At 43.4% G+C, this 23,231-nt stretch carries 19 protein-coding genes; 4 read left to right on the forward strand and 15 right to left on the reverse strand.

The genetic code is table 11. The features are described 5' to 3' along the window. Positions 1 to 81: 81 nt before the first annotated feature. Positions 82 to 372, forward strand: coding sequence for a hypothetical protein (locus WC615_RS10430; RefSeq protein ID WP_372978042.1), 291 nt, complete (start codon positions 82 to 84; stop codon positions 370 to 372). 1,005 nt (positions 373 to 1,377) lie between these two features. On the opposite strand, the gene WC615_RS10435 is transcribed toward WC615_RS10430, so the two are convergent. From WC615_RS10435 to WC615_RS10455, 5 genes are all read right to left on the reverse strand, one after another. After that, on the reverse strand, positions 1,378 to 1,902 hold the full coding sequence (locus tag WC615_RS10435; RefSeq protein ID WP_372978043.1) for a hypothetical protein: 525 nt from the start codon (positions 1,900 to 1,902) through the stop codon (positions 1,378 to 1,380). 417 nt (positions 1,903 to 2,319) lie between these two features. After that, positions 2,320 to 2,808, reverse strand: a complete 489-nt coding sequence (locus tag WC615_RS10440) for a hypothetical protein (protein WP_372978044.1) — start codon at positions 2,806 to 2,808, stop codon at positions 2,320 to 2,322. A 1-nt stretch (position 2,809) separates the two neighbouring features. After that, positions 2,810 to 3,292, reverse strand: a complete 483-nt coding sequence (locus WC615_RS10445) for a hypothetical protein (protein WP_372978045.1) — start codon at positions 3,290 to 3,292, stop codon at positions 2,810 to 2,812. Between the two features lie 45 nt (positions 3,293 to 3,337). Beyond that, positions 3,338 to 3,871, reverse strand: coding sequence for a hypothetical protein (locus tag WC615_RS10450; protein WP_372978046.1), 534 nt, complete (start codon positions 3,869 to 3,871; stop codon positions 3,338 to 3,340). Positions 3,872 to 3,890: 19 nt separating this feature from the next. Further along, a complete protein-coding gene (locus tag WC615_RS10455; protein ID WP_372978047.1) occupies positions 3,891 to 5,384 on the reverse strand; it encodes a hypothetical protein in 1,494 nt (497 codons plus the stop codon). Between the two features lie 547 nt (positions 5,385 to 5,931). Between WC615_RS10455 and WC615_RS10460 the strand changes: the two genes are divergently transcribed. From WC615_RS10460 to WC615_RS10470, 3 genes are all read left to right on the forward strand, one after another. Continuing rightward, the gene (locus WC615_RS10460; protein WP_372978048.1) at positions 5,932 to 7,332 is read left to right on the forward strand and encodes an ATP-binding protein; all 1,401 of its coding nucleotides are present in this window, start codon (positions 5,932 to 5,934) and stop codon (positions 7,330 to 7,332) included. 9 nt (positions 7,333 to 7,341) lie between these two features. Beyond that, a complete protein-coding gene (locus WC615_RS10465; RefSeq protein ID WP_372978049.1) occupies positions 7,342 to 9,000 on the forward strand; it encodes an FAD-dependent oxidoreductase in 1,659 nt (552 codons plus the stop codon). A gap of 76 nt (positions 9,001 to 9,076) precedes the next feature. Then, positions 9,077 to 10,633, forward strand: a complete 1,557-nt coding sequence (locus tag WC615_RS10470; protein WP_372978050.1) for a CotH kinase family protein — start codon at positions 9,077 to 9,079, stop codon at positions 10,631 to 10,633. Positions 10,634 to 10,745: 112 nt separating this feature from the next. Here the strand turns inward: WC615_RS10470 and WC615_RS10475 are convergent, their stop codons facing one another. The 10 genes from WC615_RS10475 to WC615_RS10520 form a co-directional block, all read right to left on the reverse strand. After that, positions 10,746 to 11,675 (reverse strand): bestrophin family protein, encoded by a 930-nt coding sequence (locus WC615_RS10475; protein WP_372978051.1) that lies wholly within the window; start codon positions 11,673 to 11,675, stop codon positions 10,746 to 10,748. A gap of 22 nt (positions 11,676 to 11,697) precedes the next feature. After that, positions 11,698 to 12,189, reverse strand: coding sequence for a hypothetical protein (locus tag WC615_RS10480; protein WP_372978052.1), 492 nt, complete (start codon positions 12,187 to 12,189; stop codon positions 11,698 to 11,700). A 291-nt stretch (positions 12,190 to 12,480) separates the two neighbouring features. Next, complete coding sequence (locus tag WC615_RS10485) at positions 12,481 to 13,839, reverse strand: ATP-binding protein (RefSeq protein WP_372978053.1); 1,359 nt, start codon at positions 13,837 to 13,839, stop codon at positions 12,481 to 12,483. Then, positions 13,823 to 14,521: a response regulator transcription factor gene (locus WC615_RS10490; protein ID WP_372978054.1), complete on the reverse strand. Its 699-nt coding sequence runs from the start codon at positions 14,519 to 14,521 to the stop codon at positions 13,823 to 13,825. Before WC615_RS10490 ends, WC615_RS10485 begins: the two co-directional genes overlap by 17 nt. Before the next feature lie 79 nt (positions 14,522 to 14,600). Beyond that, positions 14,601 to 17,402 carry a type 2 lanthipeptide synthetase LanM family protein gene (locus tag WC615_RS10495; RefSeq protein WP_372978055.1) on the reverse strand — a complete coding sequence of 934 codons (2,802 nt, stop codon included), beginning with the start codon at positions 17,400 to 17,402 and terminating at the stop codon, positions 14,601 to 14,603. 82 nt (positions 17,403 to 17,484) lie between these two features. Then, a complete protein-coding gene (locus WC615_RS10500) occupies positions 17,485 to 17,691 on the reverse strand; it encodes a Nif11-like leader peptide family natural product precursor (protein ID WP_372978056.1) in 207 nt (68 codons plus the stop codon). Between the two features lie 214 nt (positions 17,692 to 17,905). Next, positions 17,906 to 18,577 carry an NAD-dependent epimerase/dehydratase family protein gene (locus WC615_RS10505; protein WP_372978057.1) on the reverse strand — a complete coding sequence of 224 codons (672 nt, stop codon included), beginning with the start codon at positions 18,575 to 18,577 and terminating at the stop codon, positions 17,906 to 17,908. Between the two features lie 41 nt (positions 18,578 to 18,618). Then, complete coding sequence (locus tag WC615_RS10510; protein ID WP_372978058.1) at positions 18,619 to 20,556, reverse strand: tetratricopeptide repeat protein; 1,938 nt, start codon at positions 20,554 to 20,556, stop codon at positions 18,619 to 18,621. A gap of 89 nt (positions 20,557 to 20,645) precedes the next feature. Continuing rightward, positions 20,646 to 21,725: a lysylphosphatidylglycerol synthase transmembrane domain-containing protein gene (locus WC615_RS10515; protein WP_372978059.1), complete on the reverse strand. Its 1,080-nt coding sequence runs from the start codon at positions 21,723 to 21,725 to the stop codon at positions 20,646 to 20,648. Between the two features lie 22 nt (positions 21,726 to 21,747). Beyond that, a complete protein-coding gene (locus WC615_RS10520) occupies positions 21,748 to 23,166 on the reverse strand; it encodes an alkaline phosphatase family protein (protein ID WP_372978060.1) in 1,419 nt (472 codons plus the stop codon). Positions 23,167 to 23,231: the final 65 nt, after the last annotated feature.

Consider the following 23,231-nt stretch of genomic DNA (forward strand, 5'->3'; position numbering starts at 1 on the left):
AATTACATAATTTGCCACAACGCCGATTAAATAATACCTTGCACCCAATAACGTTATATAGTTTTTTAATCCATACCCCAAATGAAATACACCGCATCACGCCTGTCAGAAGGTAATAAGCTTTTCCCCGCGCAAATCATTGTTGAACCAACCGGCATCACCATCAAAATTCCCGGCCTGTTCAGCGGCGACGAAACCTCTGTGGCTTACGATAGCATTTCGGCAGTTGAGATAGATACCCCGCTTATCGGTTTCTCTACCATCCGTTTTTACCATAACGGTAACAAGGTAGAAGCCCACGGTTTCTCAAAAAGCGACGCCAAAGAAATAAAGGCAGCTATTGAGAATGGCAGAGGCAAGGCGAGAGGATAAAACAAAGAGAGCGGGGATCTGTGCGATTCCTTCCCCCGGGAAGGAGGAGGAAGGGGTTTGTAAAACATGCATAGCGGGCAAACCCCTCCCTGCCATCACGCATTCCAACTGCACCCCTCCCCAAGGAGGGTTCAGTCATTACCCCAAACACACAGTTTACTCACCCCGACTGCGCTACGCTGGTCAACCCTCTCTGCTCCGCAAAGAGGGTGAGGAAGCAAAGTTTCAAATCCCTCTTTCCGCGCAGCGAAGAGAGGGTGGTCGAGCGAAGCAATGACCGGGTGAGTTAAATAGCCGGCATTGCCTGCTTACTTCGCGTACAACCCTCCAATATCCCCGTGTTATTTAGTGCCGTTGTTGGTGTTGTCACCAACAACCTTTAGGCCGGTTTTTATAAAAGAGACCCTGCGCCGCATGCAAGGTGTCGCATAGTTTACTCACCCCGACTACGCTACGCTGGTCGACCCTCTCTGCTACGCAAAGAGGGTAAGAGAAAAGCAAAGTTGCAAATCAAATCCCTCTTTCCGCGCAGCGAAGAGAGGGTGGTCGGGCGAAGCAATGACCGGGTGAGTTAAATCGCAAAGCGACAGGGTTTTATTGTCCCCCGCTGTCATGGTGAGCCTGTCGAACCATTAGCGAGTCGTACAAGTCTTCGACAAGCTCAGACTGACAATGTTTGTGCCCCCCCGGTGTCATGGTGAGCCTGTCGAACCATTAGCAAGGCGAACGAGTCTTCGACAAGCTCAGACTGACAATGTTTGTGCCCCCCGGTGTCATGGTGAGCCTGTCGAACCATTAGCAAGGCGAACAAGTCTTCGACAGGCTCAGACTGACAATGTTAGTGTCCCCCGGTGTCATTTCGAACGAGCTACGAGGAGAACCGACCGTAGGGAGTTCATCGCAGATAAATCTTTTACAAGGGATGGGTGACAAGCTTGCTTGGTTAGGGCACACGCGACACGCGTGCGCCAGCGGGATTTCGTAAAAAGACTATATAATTGTAATTTACATGTTGTTTTTTGAAAGAACAGATATGGTTACCATTGGCAAAATGACAGTAGACCCAATAAGACTTTGGCCTTTAAACTTTGTTAGTGATTGAATATTATCATATGAAAACACCCCTTCTTTATTTGGTGAATTAGGTTGGTAGCTAATGGGAATTAACAAGGAAATATTGAAATATGATTTTTGCTGAGCATACTTCTCAAATGTTTTTTTAAAAACTCCAATATCCTTGTTGTTGAAATATGCATTTTTAAACTCAGCATCTGTATTATCAGAAAAACTAATGTCTGCGATTTTTCCGTTTTGAGATACATCAACTTTAAGAATAGTGAAAACGGGCGTTTTATTACTTATGTAAGTTGGAGAGTAATAAGTAAAATAAATGTCATTCAGGATTTTATTTAAAAGGCCCTGTTCAGTAATAGGATTAACCAACTCAGATGGCTGAACAGTTTGAGCGGACAACTGCTTTGAAAAGAAGCAGCCAATTATTAATAAAGTGGTGATTTTGATATATTTCATAATAGTTCAATTACATTTAGTGCCTTTTGCACCTGATGAGTATGCAGCTTGTGTTGCATCAAATTTACCAAGTTTTTAGTGCCGTTGTTGGTGTTGTCACCAACAACCTTTAGGACGATTTTGAAATAGCATATCATCAATGCATGGCGGCTTGTTGGTGACAACACCAACAAGGGCGAAAACTGGGTAAATAGTTGTAGATACAGGTAGTTGTCATGGTGAGCCTGTCGAACCATTAGCCAGTCGTACAAGTCTTCGACAAGCTCAGACTGACAATGTTTGTGTCCCCGGTGTCATTTCGAACGAGGTACGAGGAGAAATCTTATACAAGGGATCGGTGGCAAGTATGCATGGTTAGGGCACACACGACACGCATGCGCCAGCGGGAGATGCTTTTCTAGATAAACTCCTATTAGATTAATCCTTTACTAAACTTAACTTTCTTGGAAAAACTGTTCCTTTTTCCATATGATTTGTAAAATCTATCTCTGGTAGATTTGTGATAAATAACAACTCATTATTATTTACCCGCTTTAAATTTATTTTAACATTGTTTCCTGATATCGTATCTCTATAGGTACCTGTAAAACTATCATTATTGCCTACTGAGACCAAAGATATTGGCGAGGTAAATTTATCGGCTATTTGCACTCCGTTGTTTATAAAATTTGTGATTTTGATATTTAAGAAATCCACGTAGACATCCATAGTACCCCTTTTTATATGCTTTTTTTCTTCTTTAGTAATAATAATCTTGAAATCATTATTGCTTGCTTTCCATTTGCCTACAAAATCATCCTTGAATGAATTTTCAAGATATTTACCATGATTTAAGTCTAATGTTTTTATTTGCGCATTTGCACAGCCATAAAATAGAACTGATAATATTATTAAGAGGTTTTTCATATTAATTAGTGCCTTTGTTGGTGTTGTCACCAACAACCTTTAGAACGGTTTTGAAATAGCAAAGCCTCAATACATGGCGGCTTGTTGGTGACAACACCCACAAGGGCGAAATATATCGTTTTAAAGATATTACATTCATTTCTTTCTCCTTACTAAGCCACTCTATCACAAAAAAAGGGTCAGCGCTATCTGACAATTTCATATCTACTACTTCACCTTTTGCATTTACATTTATTTTCAAAATTACAGACGTTCCCGAACAACGATTCACTAATTCGTTAGGATAATCAAAGCGTTTTATTACAGATTGTTTAAAATTCTCTAATAATAATGAGTCGGCGTTTTGTGCTGAAACACTTATTGATAAAGTAGAAAGGAGTACTAATAAAAATATATTTTTAACATGCATGGCCTTTTGTTCCGTTTTTTGCCCTGGTGTTATTACCAACAATATTTTTGTAGGCAGGTGGCATACAATACTCATAACATAACGGCTTGTTAGTGATAACACCAACAAGGGGGTAAGAAGCTACATGTTTCCTTTAGTTAATACTGGTATATTGATCGGAGCAAGTATTATTGCTTTACCTACAAACTGTTTTTTGTTGAATTGCATCAACGCTTCCATTTGATTATAATAAAAGATAGAGCTTTGTTTATTAGTATAGTTAGGCTCATAGTTTACTGGAATAATTATTGAAATATCTTTGTAAGAATTGTCTTTAGCATACTGTTCAAGCAATACTTTTTCATTACTTGGCGTAGATTTTCTTAATTTAAATTGCTTAACAAATAAGGTGTCGGCACTATCAGAAAATCGAACATCTGTAACGTTTCCTGAAGCATTAATGTCAATTTTTAAGAAAGCAAATGAAGGCATAAAGCTTTGAGAACGAAATTCCGGCGAATAAATGGTATTATAGACAATATTTCTGAACTGATTAATGGATTTATTTTTATCATCACTTAATTGCGATAGTGATAAGGAAGGTTTTTTTATGTTTTGTGCGTTAAGACTTTGGTAGGCCAAAACAAATATTGCTACAACAAATATTGATTTCATTATCTTATCTATTTTATAATTAATTACATCTCGTTCCTTTAGACCCTATTGAGTATGCTAAGTTAGTTGCTTCAAAGTTTCCCAACAAGCCCAAGTCGTTAGCAATGGTGTTCTTAAAGGTCGGAGTTGCTTGTAATCCTCCCAATGCTAAACTTTGAGCATCCGGCATGCTTAGAGAGGGAAACATTTGACGCAAAGAGTTTGCCATTTGTGATATATAAGTCACCATCATTGCCTCATGCTGATATTCAGATAACATGTTATTTGCATCTAAGTATGCGTGTAAAGATTCATGCATAACAACCCTTGCTATATATTCTTGAGAATAATGTGGAAGGGTATTTGCATTTAATTGCACCTCGGCATTCATGGTACCATTTACAATATTTCCATTAAAAGGGGCATATCCATCATCAGAATTATTAAGATTGGTTACATCTATAAACGTTAGATTAATTGTAGTTGATCCTCCAAACACACTTTGTATTAAACTATTAACCTGGGTATTAACATTTGCATTAATTGTAGCGTCGACCATTGCCTTTAAACATGGATTATTAACAAGATTTTTAATAGTAGGTGTACATGGCCCCCCACCAGAAATTAAATTAACACGTTTACCATCAATTGATGATACTGCTACGGGTGGGCAATTCGGGTTTGGTGGGTTAGGGAAATTTCCACCACCACCGCCGCCGCCTGATCCTCCGCCGCCACCACTACCGCCTGATCCACCACCACCTTCTCCGCCTGTAGGGTTGCACTCTGTTTCATACGTGTACTCATAGTGAGCTGTACAACCGGTAGAGGAAGTCTCCGGATTATCACCTACAGTTATACACTCCCAGGTTACCGTAGTTATAGGGATAGTATGGCAGGTTTGCACCAGGTTAACTTTTATTTTTGAACCATTAACCTGCTGATTGCTTGTTGTGTAATCGCTTAAGGTTATTGTTTTAGTGATTTCCCCATTAGCGTATCGCCATCCGCCTAAAAACTTGCCTTGTATATCAAAATACAGCAGCCTGCCGCTATAAGCCGGGTCCTTACTTTGGAAAGAGTTTTTGTTTAGTTTACTAAAGTCGCCGTTTATATAAGCGGTATCGGCTACCAGCACCATAAACCATCCCCTGAAAACACCTGCGCTATCTTTCTGTATCAGGTAACTAGCCTTGGTATAATTGTTTTGTTGTGTTGCCCTGCTGCCATCGGCAGTGTTCATTAAAAAAGATAACGCGCTGCTAAACAGGGGCATTTCTATGATAGTCCCTTTATCTTTTTGATATACGGCCGTTTTATTCCAGTCGGGCTTTAACCCGTCGCTCCATTTACGTTTATTGGTTCCTGTAGCATTGGTAGCAAGCGGCTGTTCTTTATTGATGGCATTATTCCTTTCAAACCAACTTTTGGCCTCCTGTACAAAAGCACTTTGCTCTTTTTGGTTTAACGGCTGGGAGGAATGAGGGCTATCTTTCTTACAACTGTAAATAATAGCAACACAAGCAATAAGCACAACAATACAGCTTGAAAACAGCGCCGGTAGTTTTAGGGTAAAGGTTTTTCATATAACAGGTAAGGGTTTACCCTACAAAAGTATAATAAAATTATGTGAAAAAATACACGTAAAACTACGTGATTTCACATCAAAACAACTCAAAACAGATGCTTCTCATTAACTAAAAGGAAAATTTCGATTTTAAACTATAAAAATGCATTTCTATAATCGAAATTTACCATGTTGCTCGAATTTCCAACTTCATCCCCAAAACTCAGTAAGCTTTCAGCTCCCCCCCAATCCCATCCACCAATAAGGCCGAACCAGGGCCGAAAAAAGGCGAAAAAAGTCGTTTTTTTCAGTGCCAGCTTTTGTTTCATCCACCCAAAAACCCAATTAGCTCATTATCAATCACTAACAAGTGTTCACGGTGTTGATGTGGCGTGAACGTGAACAAAACCGTATAATTGACATTTATTGAGCGTTAACTTTGAGTTTCCACCCCTTTCTTGTTTGCCGCAATCCGCAATAACCTTTATACTTGTATAACATTTCACCCTGCGCCATGAAGAACGTAACTTTAGACGAATTAAAGGCCATCCCCGCCCTGCAAACCGTACCCGACGAGCAGTTGGAATGGCTGCTGGCCAACGGCGAAACCCTTGAGGTGGAGGAAGGTACCCGCGTTTTTGAAAAAGGCGATCCGCTGGATAAAACCTTGTTTTTACTGGAAGGTCGTATACGTATCTGCGCCGAACAAAACGGCAAAATGCGCGAAATAGTAGCCTTAAAACCGCAAGCCATTACCGGTTACCTGCCCTTTAGCAGGGCCACCCTTACCTTTGGCTACGGCGAGTGTATTGATAAATGCCGCATGTTCAGAGTTGCTAAAGCCAAAATCCACGAGGCCATTAAACTGCATTACGAGCTTACCGCCGCCATGGTACACACCATGACCAGCCGTGTGCGCGATTTTACCTCGCAGCAGCAGCAAAACGAAAAAATGTTTGCCCTGGGTAAACTATCCGCTGGTTTAGCGCATGAACTGAATAACCCGGCATCAGCTATCAGCCGCGGTGCTTCCCTCCTGCACGACCAGGTAAAGCGCCTGCCCGCGCTTTTTAAAGAAGTAGCCGCGCTTAATATCGCCCCCGAAAAACTGGATAAGATAAACCAGATCCTGATCAGCAAAACCCAGCAAACCGACCGCCCCGTGCTCAACATGATGCAGCGCGCCGACGCGGAAGACGACCTTGCCGATTGGCTCACTGAACACGGTATCAAGGACTATGATATTGCCGAGAACTTCGCCGAGTTTAGCTTCGGCCCTGCCGACCTGGAGCACCTGCACAGTTGTACGCCATCGCCGCAACTGGATGTGGTTTTAGCATGGATGAACAATTACCTGCTGCAGGAAAAAATGGTGTCGGATATCCGGGAATCATCAAGCCGTATCTCGGAACTGGTGAGCTCGGTAAAAACCTTCACCCATATGGATAGGGATACCGATAAGCAACCGTTGGATATCCACGCCGGTATCCGCAATACGCTTACCATGCTCAACTATAAGATGCGCAAAGGCAACATCCAGGTGGTTGAAAACTTCGACCTGAACCTACCCCAGGTAAAAGCCCTTGCCGGCGAACTCAACCAGGTATGGACAAACATTATTGATAACGCCATTGATGCCATGGAGCCAAACGGCAGCGGCACGCTTGAGATACGCACCCAGCTGGACAGGCATTTTGTATGTGTTTACATTAAGGATAACGGCACCGGCATCCCGGAGGATATCCAGTCGCGGGTGTTCGATCCGTTTTTTACCACCAAGGATATGGGCAAAGGCACCGGCCTTGGTTTGGATGTGGTTACCCGCATCATCCGCCAGCATAATGGCACCGTAAAAGTTACCTCGGTACCCGGCAATACCGAATTTACCGTTTGTTTCCCCCTAACAGATAACTAAGACAACAACATGGACCAACCCATCATATTTGTAATTGACGACGACCAGCAAGTACTGCGCGCCATTAGCCGCGACCTTAAAAACCATTACCGGCAGGATTACCGCATCCTGAGCACGGCGTCAGTAAAAGAGGCGCTGGATAGCCTGCTGGAGCTAAAAAATAAAGGTGAGGTAGTGGCGCTTTTCCTGAGCGACCAACGGATGCCCGAAATGGAGGGTGTTGACTTTTTGTGCCGCACCACCGAGTTTTTCCCGAATGCCAAACGAGTTTTACTAACCGCTTATGCCGATACCGATGCTGCCATCAAAGCCATCAACGATGTAAAGCTTGATTACTATTTAACAAAACCCTGGGACCCACCCGAGGAAAAACTATACCCCATTTTAACCGACCTGCTGGAAGACTGGCAGGGCCACTACCGCCCCGATTTTAGGGGGATAAAGGTGATAGGTTACCAGTACTCGCCAAAATCGCACGATATTAAGGAGTTCCTATCGGGATACCTGGTACCCTACCTTTGGCTGGATGCCAACACCGAAGAAGCCCAGAAAGCCATTAAACTAAACAGCCTGGATGCCAAAGATCTGCCCGCCATTATTTTTGCCGATGGTACATTGCTAAAAACCCCGGCTGTAAAAGATATTGCCGCCAAAATTGGCCTCAACCAGGAAGCCAAGAACGAGCTTTATGATGTAGTGATCATCGGCGCCGGGCCTGCGGGTTTGGCAGCCTCTGTATATGGCTCGTCCGAAGGATTGAAGACCTTGCTGATAGAAAAGAAAGCACCCGGCGGACAGGCAGGCACCAGTTCGCGCATCGAGAATTACCTGGGTTTCCCAGCGGGATTGAGCGGCGCTGATCTTACGCGCAGGGCTATTACGCAGTCGGCACGTTTTGGTACCGATTTTTTATCGCCGCAGGCTGTAAAAGAGATAAAACTAAAAGATAATTATAAAACACTGATACTGGATGATGGCACCGAGGTAATTACCAAAGCGGTTGTGATAACCACCGGGGTTGATTACCGGCAACTAAATACCACGGGCATTGATAAATTTACCGGCGCAGGCATTTACTACGGCGCCGCCATGACGGAGGCTGCATCCTGCAAGGATAAGCACGTTTACGTGGTAGGTGGCGGTAACTCTGCGGGGCAGGCTGCTATGTACCTGTCTAAATTTGCCAAAGAGGTATTTATCCTTATCCGTAAGGAAAGCCTGGCCGAAACCATGTCGTCATACCTTATCGATCAATTGGGTACGCAAAGCAACATCAAACTGATGCCCTGCAGCGAAATTACCGAAGCCATTGGTGATACTAACCTGCAGCAATTGGTGATACAGGATCTGAACACCAAAGAAAGCAAAGCCGTTGAGGCCGACGCGCTGTATATTTTTATCGGCGCCAAACCTTATACCGACTGGCTTTGCAAGGATATCATCACCAACAACAAGGGATTTATAGAAACCGGACGCGATCTTAACCTTTGCAGCGATTTTGAAAAGGTATGGAAAGCCAACCGCGACCCCTACCTGCTGGAAACAAGTTGCCCCGGTATTTTTGCCGCAGGCGATGTACGTGCCGGCGCCATGAACCGCGTTGCATCTGCCGTAGGCGAAGGCTCAATGGCTATTAGTTTTGTGCATAAATATTTAAACGAGGTGTAAGCGCACCTCGTTTTTTGAAATTTTATTAACTATAAGTAACTGCTAATTAGTATCTTCGCGTCCTTTTTAGTTTACTATGGTTAAAAAATATTTACTATTCCTATTCCTGATAGTTGCTGTTGCGGCGTGCAAAAAAGAAATAACCCTAAAACCGCAGCCCGTACCGCCGGTTGTTGCACCGGATAGCGTATCATTTGTTTCGGTAAAGCTTGAGGCTAAAAACAACCCGGGTGTTGTTACCACAGATATTGTTTGTTCGATTAAAGACGACCAGATCTCTGCAACAATACCGCAATCTACAAAGCTTACCAAAAAGCTGATTGTAACCTTTACTACAAAAAATTCAACTGTCACCAAAAACGATACCGTACAGGTTAGCGGCAAAACCGCTGTTGATCTGCGTAAGCCTATAACCTATACGCTTACATCGGCCAAAGGCACTAAGCGCAATTATAAGTTTTCGGTTAGCGTATTTACCGGCATCCCTATTTTGTACTTAACAACAAGCGGCCCGGTGATTTCTAAAGATAATTATGTAACCGGCTCCCTTGTAGTTGATGCTAATAACCGTTTTGAGCAGGAAAAAACAAACATCACGCTAAAAATTAAAGGCAGGGGAAACTCTACCTGGTCAAACTTCCCTAAAAAGCCATACCGTTTAAAGTTTGATAGTAAAGCCGCTATGCTGGGTATGCCAGCCGCCAAAAATTGGGTATTGCTTGCCAATTATGACGACAAAACTTTGCTGCGCAACCGCATCGCATTGGAATTTGCCCGCAGGATAGGTTCTGATTTCGCGCCCGAGAGCCGCTTTGTAGAGGTGGTGATGAATGGTGTCACCCTGGGCAATTACCTGCTTACCAGCCAGGTTGAGGTAAACGAGAACCGCGTAAACATTACCGAAATGACAGCCAATGATAACGCAGGTGATGCCCTTACCGGCGGTTATCTGTTAGAGCTTGACCAGCGGAAGGATGAAAAGTATTGGTTTACCACCAAAAAGAACCTGCCTTTCACCATCAAATCGCCGGAAGACATTACACCGAAGCAGCTGGAATACATATCAAAATACATGCAGGATACCGAAGACGCCCTGTTTGCACCAAACGCTAACGACCCCGTAAACGGATACGCCAAATACATCAACGTAGAATCGTTCATGAACTGGTTTTTTGCCGAAGAAGTGGTTAAGAACCAGGATGCCCGCGATTTTAGCAGCATATTTTATTATAAAGACCGTAACGGTAAGCTGGGTATGGGCCCCGTTTGGGATTTTGACCTGAGCAGCGGTAACATTGACTATTCGGTATCAAAAGATCCAAACAACTGGTATATACGCGATGCCACCTGGATGATAAACCTGTTTAAAGATGTTAAATTCAGGAGTAAGATAAAAGTACGCTGGAACCAGATCCGCAATACCGCGGTAGAGGCTATTTTTAAAGATATTGACGAAAACGCCGAATATCTTAAGCTATCGCAAAAGCAAAACTTTACTACCTGGCCTATACTGGATAAGTACGTTTGGCCAAACGCGGTTGTATTAGGTAACTACGATATGGAAGTAGCGTATGCCAAAAGCTTCCTGAAAACGCGTATTGCCTGGATAGATGCAGAGATAGCACAATATTAAACAAGCTGTCCCACGGGATTTTGACTGGATAACTCCAGCGGAACTTCTAAAACGATTAAGGCCGGATAACAAATGTTACCGGCCTTTTCATTAAAACACTCAACGAAACTAATTAGAGGATATAGAACACTTTATTTTTATTGTACGATGCGCCAACGGCAGGCTCTTCCTGCTTATAATTCTCTTTCAGCATCTGTTTAATATCGCGCTCAATATTGCGGGATATGGTGGTGGTTGGTGTATCGGTTGGTTTGTTCTCAAATGGGTCTTGCAGATGAATGGCCATATTCTCAATCAAAAAGAATGATGAAGCTATAGCGATTACAAGCGGCACTTCTACTACACCAAAAAACTCTATCAACCCAAAGGGCAATAGCAATACAAACAACAATACCGACAGGTGGATATAAACGCTGTAGGTAGCCGGGAACACCGTGTTCTTGATGCGCTCGCAGCCACCCATCTCGTTACTGAAACGGGTAAGGGTTTCGTCCATTGCTACCTGCTGATATTCGGTTATCCAGCCAAGCTTGTAGGCGCTGCGCAGGTCGGCGCCCTGCAATTCCAACAGTCCAAGCGGGATATTGGCATAATGTTTTACATGCTCAATATCTTCCGCAGAAATCAGGCGCTCCAGCCCCTGTAACGGGTCTTCTTTACGCAGGTGGCGGCTAAGGCTATGGCACCAGGCTACCTGGCGTTTGGCTACACGCTCGCAAAAAGCTTTTTGTTCGCCCTCAGCATAAGGTGTATCAACAAAGGTTAACAGCTGGCGGGTAAGGCTGCGCGTATCATTCACTATGGCTCCCCAAAGCGTGCGGGCCTCCCACCACCTGTCGTACGCCTGGTTTGATTTAAACGCCAGCAGCAGTGATATTACCGTACCCAAAATAGTTGGTACAGCAATAGGGATAGATATGCGCGTAAAATGAAAGCTATTATACATAATGGCTATTAGTACGGCATAAACCGTCACCATAATAACCTCTTTTTTTATCTTCCCAAAGATGTACGTAACGGGTATATTTTCTTTTAATAACATGGCAGATGTGTGTTTAATTTAATTATACTTCTAACAATTCTTCTTCGGTACCAACAGCCGCAACTTGCTGCTGCATCATGCGGGCATAATCACCTTTTGGCACATTAATAACAGGCAGGCCGGCGCGTTTTATAAGCAATCCCGGGTCAACACTTGACTGGTGAATCTGCGTAAATTCACAGTCTTCGGTATTCAGTACCATATCCACCTCGTTATGTTCAATAAACTGCTTAAACATGCTTAGCTTACTGCCATACAAAAAGTCTATTTTAATATTCCGGATCTGCGGATACTGAGCGCGCAGTACATTGCAGTAACGGTAAAACTCGTCGCTTACCTTTTCATATTCGCGGCTGCGGCGGCTTAGCGTTATGATATCGCTGAATGAATCTGTTAATTTAAAAACGTGTACAAATACCAGGTTCAGGTCTTCTTCCCTGAATTGCCTGCAAACGGCGTGGATACAATCTAACGATGATGCCTGGTAGTCGGTTGGGATGAGTATGGTTTTCATAAGTATTTGTTAATGGTTAAACTTTAATTGTTTACTTATGCAATACTACCCCCTGCCCATTAAAAGGAATTAAGAGACTTATTAGAATTTAGTTAGAGTGAAAAATATTTTCCAGCAAATAAAAAGCTGAATATCAATGAATAAAACCAACAGGAATGGTGATTTTTAATAACTACAGTTAACTTATTAGAAAGTTATAAGAAAGCCTGTGATGAATTGATGGTAAAGTTGCAATATTCCTGGTTCAACCATTCGCCGCAAGGCCTTTTTCAGAAAGCCCTGCAGCTGCAGTTACACCACGGGCAGGCTGATCTGGATCTCGGTACCTACCTGCTCTTCCGACCGGATACCGATAGTACCTTTGTGCAGGCGAATGATGTTAAGGGTAAGTGGTAAGCCTATGCCATGCCCCTGAAAATCGCTTGTATTTGATGCCCTGAAGAATGGCTCGAATATATGTTGCTGTTCGTGCTCGGGTATACCGATGCCTTTGTCAGTAACTTTGATAAGTATGCGCCCGTTGCTTGCCGTTACCTGCACATTTACCGGGCGGTTATTGGAATATTTGCAGGCATTCAATACAATGTTACTTATCGCTAACTGCAGCAGGTTAATATTTCCTTCGGTGTAAAGCAAGCGCTCATCATCGGGCAGGGCCGAGAAATCGATATCTATCACACTTTCCCGGTCTATCTTTTTCACCGAATCGGCAACGCCTATTACAAGTTCGTCTATTCTTATTCTTTGCCAGTTTTGTTTTTTCCCGTCGAAACCTGTTTGCGCGAGGCCAAGTAAGGCAGCCAGGATATGTCCCAGTTTTTCGGCCTCGGCCAAAATGTTTTTTGCCGATGCCCGCCCTTCGTCGGTAACCTTGTTACCTTTTAACAGCAACTGTGTTTCGCCGCTGATGATGGTAAGCGGTGTGCGCAGCTCGTGCGAGGCGTTGCTTACAAAATTGTTCTGCGTTTCAAAAGCAGTCTCTAACCGGGTAAGCATATTGTTAAAGGTAAGTACCAGTTCGGCTATCTCGTCTTTGCCGGTAACATCATCCAGCCGCATATGCAGGTTATTGGCTGTTATGTTTTTTACGCTTTTGATGATACCCCGCACCGGTTGAATGGTGTAGTACGAGAATATTTTACCCGCTACATAAGTAAGGATTATAGATACTATAAAGATGATAATCAGCACCCGCTTTAACTGTTCAAGCTCTTTAAAGCCATATGGGTCGGTAGCGGTAACTATTACAATATATTTTTCGTTGTGGCTGTTAAATAAGCTGCCGGCATAAAAGTGGTTGGCCTCGGTATAGCGGGCTTTTTTATTAGCCATGATGCTGTTATAAAACTCATCAGGCAGGTTTACAACCTTTTTGTATGCTGGCAACTTTGCAGTGTCCAGTTTAATGATGTATTCCTGCTCGTTTGCCAGTTTCTCCAGGTAGCGGGTACGTACCTGATTGTACGCAGCCGATTCTTTATCCGGATGAATATTTGTTTCGGCAGTAAGGTTAACCCGGGCTTCCAGGCGTTTAAAAAAATCCTCGAAGCTAAAATCAGATACAAAGTAAAATATGGAAGCATTTAGCAACACCAACCCTATTGTTGAGATAGCAACAAAAAGTAATGTTATTTTAGTTTGAAGTTTCATCTAAAGCTTCTTCCTTAAAAATATAGCCCATGCCAAAAACGGTATGTATCAGTTTAATATCATAACCGTTATCAATTTTCTTGCGCAAATAGTTTACATAAACATCAACCACGTTGGTGCCCATGTTAAAATCAATATCCCAAACATTCTCCAGTATCTGGATACGGGAGAGCACCATGTTTTGGTTTTTGGCAAAATATTCCAGCAGGTGATATTCAGTTGCTGTAAGCGCTATGTTTTTGCTATCGCGTTTAGCGGTTTTTGATACGGTATCAATTTCCAGCCCCGCAATGCTGATCACATTTTTTGGCGCACTACCCACCTTACTGCGGCGCACCAGCGTACGGATGCGTGCTTCAAGTTCAGGGAATTTAAAGGGTTTTGGCAGGTAATCGTCGGCACCGCTGTTTAGGCCGGTAACAATATTTTCGGTACTGCTTAACGCAGTAAGCATCAGTATGGCAACGCTATCGTCCTGTTTGCGAATCTCCTTACAAACCTGTATCCCGTTCATACCGGGCAGCATAATATCCAGTATAATAATATCAAAGCTGTGGGTTTGTGCCATCTCCAGCCCCATATTCCCATCCGCGGCAACGCTTACTTCCATACCGGCTTCTGTTAAGCCGCGTACAACTATCGATACCAGGCCCGGTTCGTCTTCAACAAGCAGTACTTTCATTTAGCTGGATCTATGGGAACTATAACCATTTGCCCAAAATAAATGTTTTAAGCCTTAAAACTTTAATATTGCTTAAATTTTACGCTAATAAGCCAATACAACGCACTTCATCCGGATTTATACTCCTAAGCAAAGTATATCCGATGCCGGCTGTACCCCTAAACAATGATGGGTTTTCTATCCCAACGTTCTCCACATCATACGTTTGGTACCACCCGCGGTTATTCTTACGATTAATCAGCGCTACCAGCGCTTTACGGGCATCCTGTAATAGGGCGGGCCTACCCATTACCAGCGCTGCTTCTATCAAAAAGTCTATCCGGCCTGTGTTGCCACAGCAATAAAAATCGGTATCACTTAACAAGTGTTTTTTTGTGGTAATGATGGCAGTTTCCACATCTTGCAATAGCGCTTCATCCTTTAAAATAAGGTAGGCGTGCAGGCGTGCAAGGCCTATACCTGGCGCACCGTGGCACCATGCAGTTTTGCAATCGTAACCGGTTTTGCGCAGGTCGCACCAGTTGGTACGTTCGGCATTGCGGTAATAATTCTCAAATTGCAGCGCTTGGTAAAACGCCTGTTTATACTTTTCTATGCCGGTAATATCAAACAAGGTAAGCAATGCACAGGCAATACCCGATGCGCCATGCGAGAACCCGGTGAGCGGCCTGTCGAACTGTTCGCTGCGCCAGGTTAACGAACGCGAGGCCGAATCCATAACGCGCCCTTGCAATAAGTGATGGGCTATAGTAACCATCAGTTCTAAAACATCTGCCGAGTGAGAAGCTTTATAAAGGGCGGCAAGGCTTAACAGTAAGCCGGCCGAGCCGGCCATGATATCATATTTTGTATCCTTTTTAATATCAGCTGGCCCAACAAACTGGGCTAGGTTAATAGCTGTTTGCAGGTTATCATTATCAGTACGATGGGTTTTAACCAGCGTATACAGCAAACCTGCCATCCCCGAGGCGAAAGAGATACCCATATTATTTTTACAGGCGCGTTTTACTTCGGCAGCTATAATAGTATCTATCAATTGCTTATTGGCACCGCTATCAATACTATTTAAAAAACAAGCTATCCCCAATGAGCCATCATACAGCATGGGGCTCAACTGCCCCAACACCAGTTTGTTGCCTGCATCGGCAGTATAGCCGTTCCAGCTAAAAGTGTTATTGTTTTTTATGGCTGATAATGCAATGCCGGATGCTATGAGCCGGGTTTCGTTAAGTATTGACGCCTTGCCGTACTTTATTAAGTTTTTATCGGTTTGCATGGCTCTGTTGATCTGAACCTTACCATAGCGAGCTGCAAAAGCCGATGTAATAAGACTTACCTGCTGCTCCATTTTACCGGCATCGAAATTTTTAATGCGGTTAAGGGTGAACTGGTAAGGTGTAGTTTCAAAAAAAGCCCACTCCGGGCAATCCCCCGATTCCCGGATGTGGAGCTTTGATGTATTCCCGGTAAAAAGCGGCACATTCATGCGCTTTATAGCTTCAAACTCGGCATCATTAACTAATGCTTTTGTTTGCGGCAACAGCAGAGTTGCTGTCGGGAATTCGTTTAATGACCTGTATATTTCTTGTCTACGCGTATCTTCAGATAATAAAGCATCGGCGTTTAATGAGTTTTCTATAATAAAAAGGTAGTTCATGGTGTACCGCATGATCACCCGTATAGGTTTGTTTTTAAAATTACCGAAGGCAGCCCCCGGTGTATCTAAAACATCTTTATTTGTAATGAACCAATTGCATGCCCGTTTAAAACCGCCTGTAATTTCGGCAAGGTAGTTTTGGGGCGATACCGTGTTACTATCATATACAGGTTGGTTTTTATCGGCTGTAAATATGCCTTTTTGTTTTTCCAGCCTAAGCGCATCGGTACCTGCATTTGCCCATGCCCAGCGGTTGATGCCGGATACCTGCCTGCCCCAGGCGCCAAACCCGCTGTTATCAATCGGCGCATCCTGCTCGCCTAAATATATATTGGCGGGTACAAGGCCTGTATTATTTACGCCAAATATACCCTCCTGCATTTCGCTGGTTGCGCCAAACAGGCATTCCAGGTCAATCAGCACAGGGTGTTTACCATGAGCTATAATATTCTCAAAATGAAAATCGGTGCCGCCCAGCAAAAACACAATAGCCAGCAGCGCGCCACATTCTGTATAGTATCCGGATAGCTCATAAGTATTTGTTACCGGCAAATGCTCTATAAACTCCATCCAGAAATAATCAGTGCGGTTAAGCACTTTTGCAGTTTTCAGGTCGATGCCGGTTTCTATAGCTACCTGATTGATGAATGTATTAAAGGCAACATCCATGCCCCCGCTACGCGGTTTATAAACTATTTTTAAACCACTTGTAAATTCTACAATAGCTGCGCTTTTGCCACCATTGTGTACATCACCCTGGTTTGTATCGATACTAACCGGGATACCGATGGGCAGGTTATTGTTAAATAATTCTGAAAGATTATCCACATCCGTTTGGATATGGTTATGTAATTCGGTTTTAAATGTGGTTAGCTGTTGCAGCATGTCTTGTTGCAAGGTGTTAACCAAGGGGTATTTTTCAAGGAATCCGGCCAGCCCGCCATGGTTAAAAAAATGATCATCATAATCATTCATTATCTCATCGGTGCTTTTAAAGGCCGGATCAACTAATTGCAGTATATTAAAGAAGGGATGTGTTTTTGTAGCGAAGTCGCAAAAATGTTCATCAAAGCAAAATTTGCTCACCGATGACAGGTTTTTTAAAAACGTTTCGATCTCATCATCCGGCAGGTTTTGCAACCCGGCCTGCAGCATGGCTTTGATGTGTTGCCCAAAGGGCAGTGTTTGCCGGGGAGATGATTTTCTATTATATATATCTGCCAATTTACCGGGGGTTAAATCTCATAGTACATAAATAAGTAAAATGCAAAGCAGAACCTGCTTTGCATTTTATTGTAACGGGCGATCAAACAGTACAAACGGCTGTCCAGGCGGTTGATACGCACCCTACATTACTTGTAACCGCTTTGTGGCCTTTACCAAGATCTGCATCAGAAAAAGATACGCCATGTTTTTTAGCTACTTCTGCAATTGCTGCAGATACCGCTTTGTTAAGATCGCTTTGTAAAGCAGCATCGCTCTTTACAGCTTCAGAAAAACTTTTTTGTGACATTGTAATAAGGTTTAGGTTTGTATTTATTTAACAATGCTAAGGTATGGGCAGCTAAATAAATCTCATAGGTTGTAATACCCCTTTTTACGCAGGGAGATAAACCCTATTATATAAAGGTTAAAATATTGCGTAAAACAAGATCCGGTTTAGCGCAAAAAGCAAAATACCCCTGCAAATTTCTTTGCAAGGGCATTTAATTACTTTATATTATTATTTAAGGCCATTTACCAAGGGTAATTATATCCTTACCCTCTATCACTTTGGTATGATAGCCTTGTTCGGTAACGGTTATCATGGCCTGGGCAAGCTCTGGCAATGTAACAAAGCCCTTGGGGTACAATGCCCGCCCAACCGGGAACAGCCAATTAATATATTTATAAAAGCCATGTGTTTTGGTGAGGCCTTTAATAGGTTTTATAAACCCCGGCCTAAAGGCGTACACCTGTAAAAAAGGAAGCTTCATCAGGTCGTTCTCGGTTTTTCCTTTTACTGCTGCCCAGCCGGTACCTTTCTCTTTACTATCCGTACCCGCGCCGGATACGTAGCAAAACGTCATATCGGGGTTATACTGCACCAAGGTTTGGGCAACATTTAGGGTAAGTAGGTAAGTAGTTTTGTAATAATCTAACTTACTTACCCCTATTGATGAGATACCAAGGCAAAAGTAGCAGGCGTTGTAACCTGCCAGCTGGTCTTCAATAGGCATCAGGTCGAAGAAATCGGCATGCACGATCTCCGTCAATTTCGGGTGCTTATAACCCGATGACTTACGGTTGATGATCAGCACAGCTTCTACATCCGGGTGTTGCAGGCATTGATGCATTACGCCCTCGCCAACCATCCCGGTAGTACCTGTTATTATAACCCTTATTGGTATATTCATCATGGTACTTTTAAAACAAGCATTTAGAAGTAAAGTTTGTGTAATTATACAGGTACGTTCACCGTAACAGTTGTGCCTTTTCCCGGTGCAGAGTCGTATTCAATAGTCCCCCGCAAATATTCAATACGGGTAAGTATATTTTTTAGGCCGATGCCTTCAAATGTGCTTGCCTTTTCGGTATCAAAGCCAACCCCGTTATCTTTTATTACCGCTGTAATTTCCCGCGCATCGCGTTTAAGGATGATATCAAGCTGCGTGGCATGCGCGTGTTTAATAACGTTGTTGATAGTTTCCTGTATAATGCGGTAAAGCATAGTTTCTACATTGCTTTCCAGCCGGTCTTTAAAACCTGTTGTTTCCAGGCGGATCTTGAGGCTGTCTGCGTCTATCTTTTCTATAAAGCTTTTCAGATCAGACGCTATGCCTGACCGCAGCAGCATATTAGGCATCATTTGGTGCGATATCACCCTAACCTCCTTGCAGCTTTCATCAACCAGGGCAAGGGTGTTCTCAGCTAAAAATTTATCTTCCTCACGCTCTAAACTAATCCGCTCAAATAAACCGTTCAGGTTCATTTTCACAGCCGAAAACAGCTGACCCACCCCATCGTGCAGGTCGGCACCTATGCGTTTACGTTCATGCTCTTCCGCATCAATCACGGCTTTGGTCATCATATCCTGGTGCCGCAGCATCTCTGCCTGTAACAGCGCTTTTTGTTTTAGTTTATTACGGTTATAAACCAACCCGGCAACCAGTATAGAAACCAGCAACAGGCCTATTATAATAGCGATAGTAGTTTGTTGCTTGCTGATGGAAAGCCGCTGGATAGTATTCTCTTTATTCAGCAAGTTTATTTTTTGTTCTTTTTTCTCGGTATCAAACCTGGTTTGCATCAGGGCTATCTGCTTGTTGCTGTTCTCGTTTATCATCTCCACACTTATGCTTTGATACTTTTGATGGGCCTGCAGGGCGTTCTTATAATCACCAAGCTGTTCGTAAATATGGCTCAACGCCCCCCATCCCAGTTTTTCGCCTTGCTTGTACTTGCTTTCCTGGCTCAAAACCAAACCTTTCTTCATCCAGTCGAGAGCGGTTTTATAGTCTTTTTTCTCGCTATAAATACCGCTAATGTTCATGTAAGTATCGCTTATCTGCTTTTTGTCGTTAAAAAACCGGTCTATCTTTAACACTTCCTGCTGGTATTGAAGCGCCTTATCATACTGTTTCATAGCGGCGTAGCAGTTGGCCATGTTTGAATAAACCTGCGATAAGCCGAGCGTATCGTTATGCTCTTTACATATTGCCAAAGCTTCGGCATCCATTTTCAGGGCTTTATCAAACTGGCCACCCTGGCCATAAACGTTGGCCAGCATTTGCAGGCAGCTTACTATCATGCTGGTTTTATTAACCTTACGGGCCAATGCCAGGCTTTGCAGCGCATATTGCTCAGACTTTTTTGGGTTTTGATTATCAAAGTAAACCAGCGACAGGTTACCTAACGATGCGCAGATGCCCAGTGTATCTTTCAGCTTTTCGCGGATAGCCAGGGCGGCCAGGTGGTTTTTAACAGCTTCGCTATAATTGCCCGTTTGCCAGTAATAAATACCCAGCCCGTTGTGGCCTTTGGCTACAATTAGAGGTAAGTTATTCTTTTCGGCTATCTGTATGGTTTTTTCACTGGCTATGCGCATAGAGTCAAATTCCCCACGGTTAGAGTATTGTACTGACATGAACGCGTAAACATTAGCCAGGCCTTTTTGGTACTTGAGTTTTTGGGCAATAACCATGGCCTGGTCTATCATTTTCTGGGATTGCACGGGATCCATTCGTTGCAGTTCCAACGCTATTTGATAATACAGGTCTGCTTTCAGGGTGTCGGCCTTGGTGGCCGTAAGGATCTTTTTTAAACTATCAACAGTTTTGTTCTGCGCAAGTGCAAATACAGGGATGCACAAAAGCATTATCATCAATAACTTTCTCATCAAGGGGAATAAGATTTAGTTATTAAAGATATGTTTATTATTGAACTATTAAAAATACTTTACTTACAGAATAATAAATTAATTGAGTATTAGCCCTGCTTTACAGTTTGTTTACGCAGTAAACTAATAACCACATAAGCACCTACCAATGCCGGGAAAAACAACAGGAACGACCGTTGCAATAAGGTAAAAATGGGGATCAAGGCGGCGGGTACAATCTTGCCAAATAAGGTTGCTATAAACCCTTCGGCAAAACCGCTGCCGCCGGGGGTTGGTGCAAAGTATATCATAAACTGGATCAGGATCTGGATAGAGATCACCTGTATCAGGTTTGCGCTAACCCCTAAGCCAAGCAAAATAACCCATTGTAAACAATACTTATTTAAATATAATAAAGTGGTTATTACTAAGCTGAGCGGAAACAAAAACGGGTTTTTTCGGATAATAACGCTGCAGGTTTGCTGGTATTTGCTGATGCCTTGAAAAGAATCATCAGCCCATTTAGTCAATTTTTCTTTCCTTTTGGGGAATATGGAAGATAAGCCGTTAGCAATTTTTTTAATAATGGCGCCTATCCAAAGCGGTTTCCAGAAGGCCAGTAAAAAGGCCATCAAAAACAGCAGGAAGAAACTAAACCCATACTTAAGCATGGCGGGTACTATACTGCCAACCTCTGTAGTATCCATCAGCATAATGGCAACAAAGCCTGCCAGCGGCATAAAAATGAGCGTTGCGCCCAGGTTTATCAATGTAACCGCGAAAGAATCGACAAAGGTTACGCCGTTGCTGGTGTAAACAAATATTTGTGCCGGGCCCGCACCACCGTGTGCCGGGGTTACCGCGCCCATAAACATGTTGGCTACGTTTGCCCTAAAGCTTACCCAATGCGAAACACCAGGCGCCATTTTACGGATGTAGATATGATTACGCCAGCTGCCAAGCATCAAATCGACAAAAAGCATCACAAAGCAAATGGCGATATACTTGTAAGAAATGTGCGACAAGGCCTTCACCGTATCGCCGGTATTGTTGTAGAAGAAAACCACGGCGATAGTAGCCACGGTTATCAGCGCGAACCAAAAAGCCCCTTTTATGATAACTTTTTTATTAAATACGCTTTTTACGTCCTGCTTTTCGGGTTCGGTAGTTGGCTTGGTGCTTGATGTCATTGTTTGCTTTAACGGTGCAAAGTTAAAATAATGGTTCGCCTTCCGAACTTTTTGGGGTAATCCCTTTCCACTTCAAAATACTGTCGAACAAGTCGGCTGTGCGCATTGGTTTTTCGTCCCAGCCTTTTTGGTTATATATCATAGGTACATGTATATGGTACTTATGTAACGATCCGTGCGAACCTTTATGTTCCGGATACTCCCAAAAATCGCGCAGGTCATAGCCTAATGCGGCACTTATCACAATATCCCCTGCCCTGCGGCTTCTGAACAATTGATAGATCTGGAACACAGCATCCGGGTAATCAGTATCAAAAGTGGCAGCCAGTATAGCGCGGTGGCCGGAGGCTTCAATTTTACCGCCATATTTTAACACATCGGCAGTAACAGGCTCGTAGCTGAATACATCATCCTTAACGGAGATCTTTGCCTTTCCCGCTTTATTATGTACAATAAAGGTTTGCTCTTCATTGCCACGGTAAATGGCAAAATCAACCGCATCTTCGTTCAACAATAACTGTAAACGTTCGGCCCCCATCGCTTCAATAATACCCTGTTCGCGCAATACATGGTCTCCTTCATGGTTAAGGAAATGGATGCTACCGAAAGAGTTGCCCGATATCATAACCGCGCATTTTGGGTTGCTTTTCCAGATAACCGGGTAATACACAGATTTAAGTCCGTGGTCAGTCATCCAGTCGGCAAGGTCGAGGTGTTTGGTGGTTGGGGTAAGGCCGTGATCTGATGTCATTACAAACAGGGTATCGCCCCATTTGCCCTGCTCCTCTAACTTGGCGCGAACTTCGCCCAGGCTGTTATCGGCAATTTTGTAAGCCTCAACCGTACGTGCATCGCGGATGTGGTGATAATGCGAATCCCAGTCAACACTCGGGAACACCGCGAACAGGAAATCAAAATCCTTACCTGTGTTAAGCATATCCATAATACGCTGGTGGCCTTGTAGATCTACAGGGTGATGGCGTAATTTAAAGTGCGCGCGCATGTATAGTAAACCCTTGCCCTTTTTACCCAGGTCGTACTCATCGGGCACATTACGGGTTATCATGTTGTACAGGTTGTACGATTCGCCCATCAGTTCAAAAAGCGTAGGCTTATCGGCCGGCATATCTGTATTGAACCAGGCAGCTTCGGGCCCGCAGTAGCTGCGCATGGCCAGTTTATTAAAACGGGTGCGTTTAAATTCTTTTTTATCGAACCAGCGGATACCCGTAATATCCATAGTGCCCGGGAAATGACCGGTTAAAAATGGCAGGTAAGCGGGGCCGGTGGTTGATGGGAAACAGGTGGTAGCCTTGCGGTAAGTACCCTCGTCAATTATTCGTTGTATGTTCGGGAGTTCACCTTTTGCTATCAGTTCAGGTAAAACCTCACTGTGGGCGCCGTCAACTAAATAAAACAGCACTCGCTTATTACTTTGCATCAATAGTATTTAATATGATAAAAAACAGCCTTTAAAGCATTAATAAGGGCGTTTTGGAAATTATA

Source organism: Mucilaginibacter sp. (genome assembly GCF_041663085.1).
Taxonomy (GTDB): Bacteria; Bacteroidota; Bacteroidia; order Sphingobacteriales; family Sphingobacteriaceae; genus Mucilaginibacter.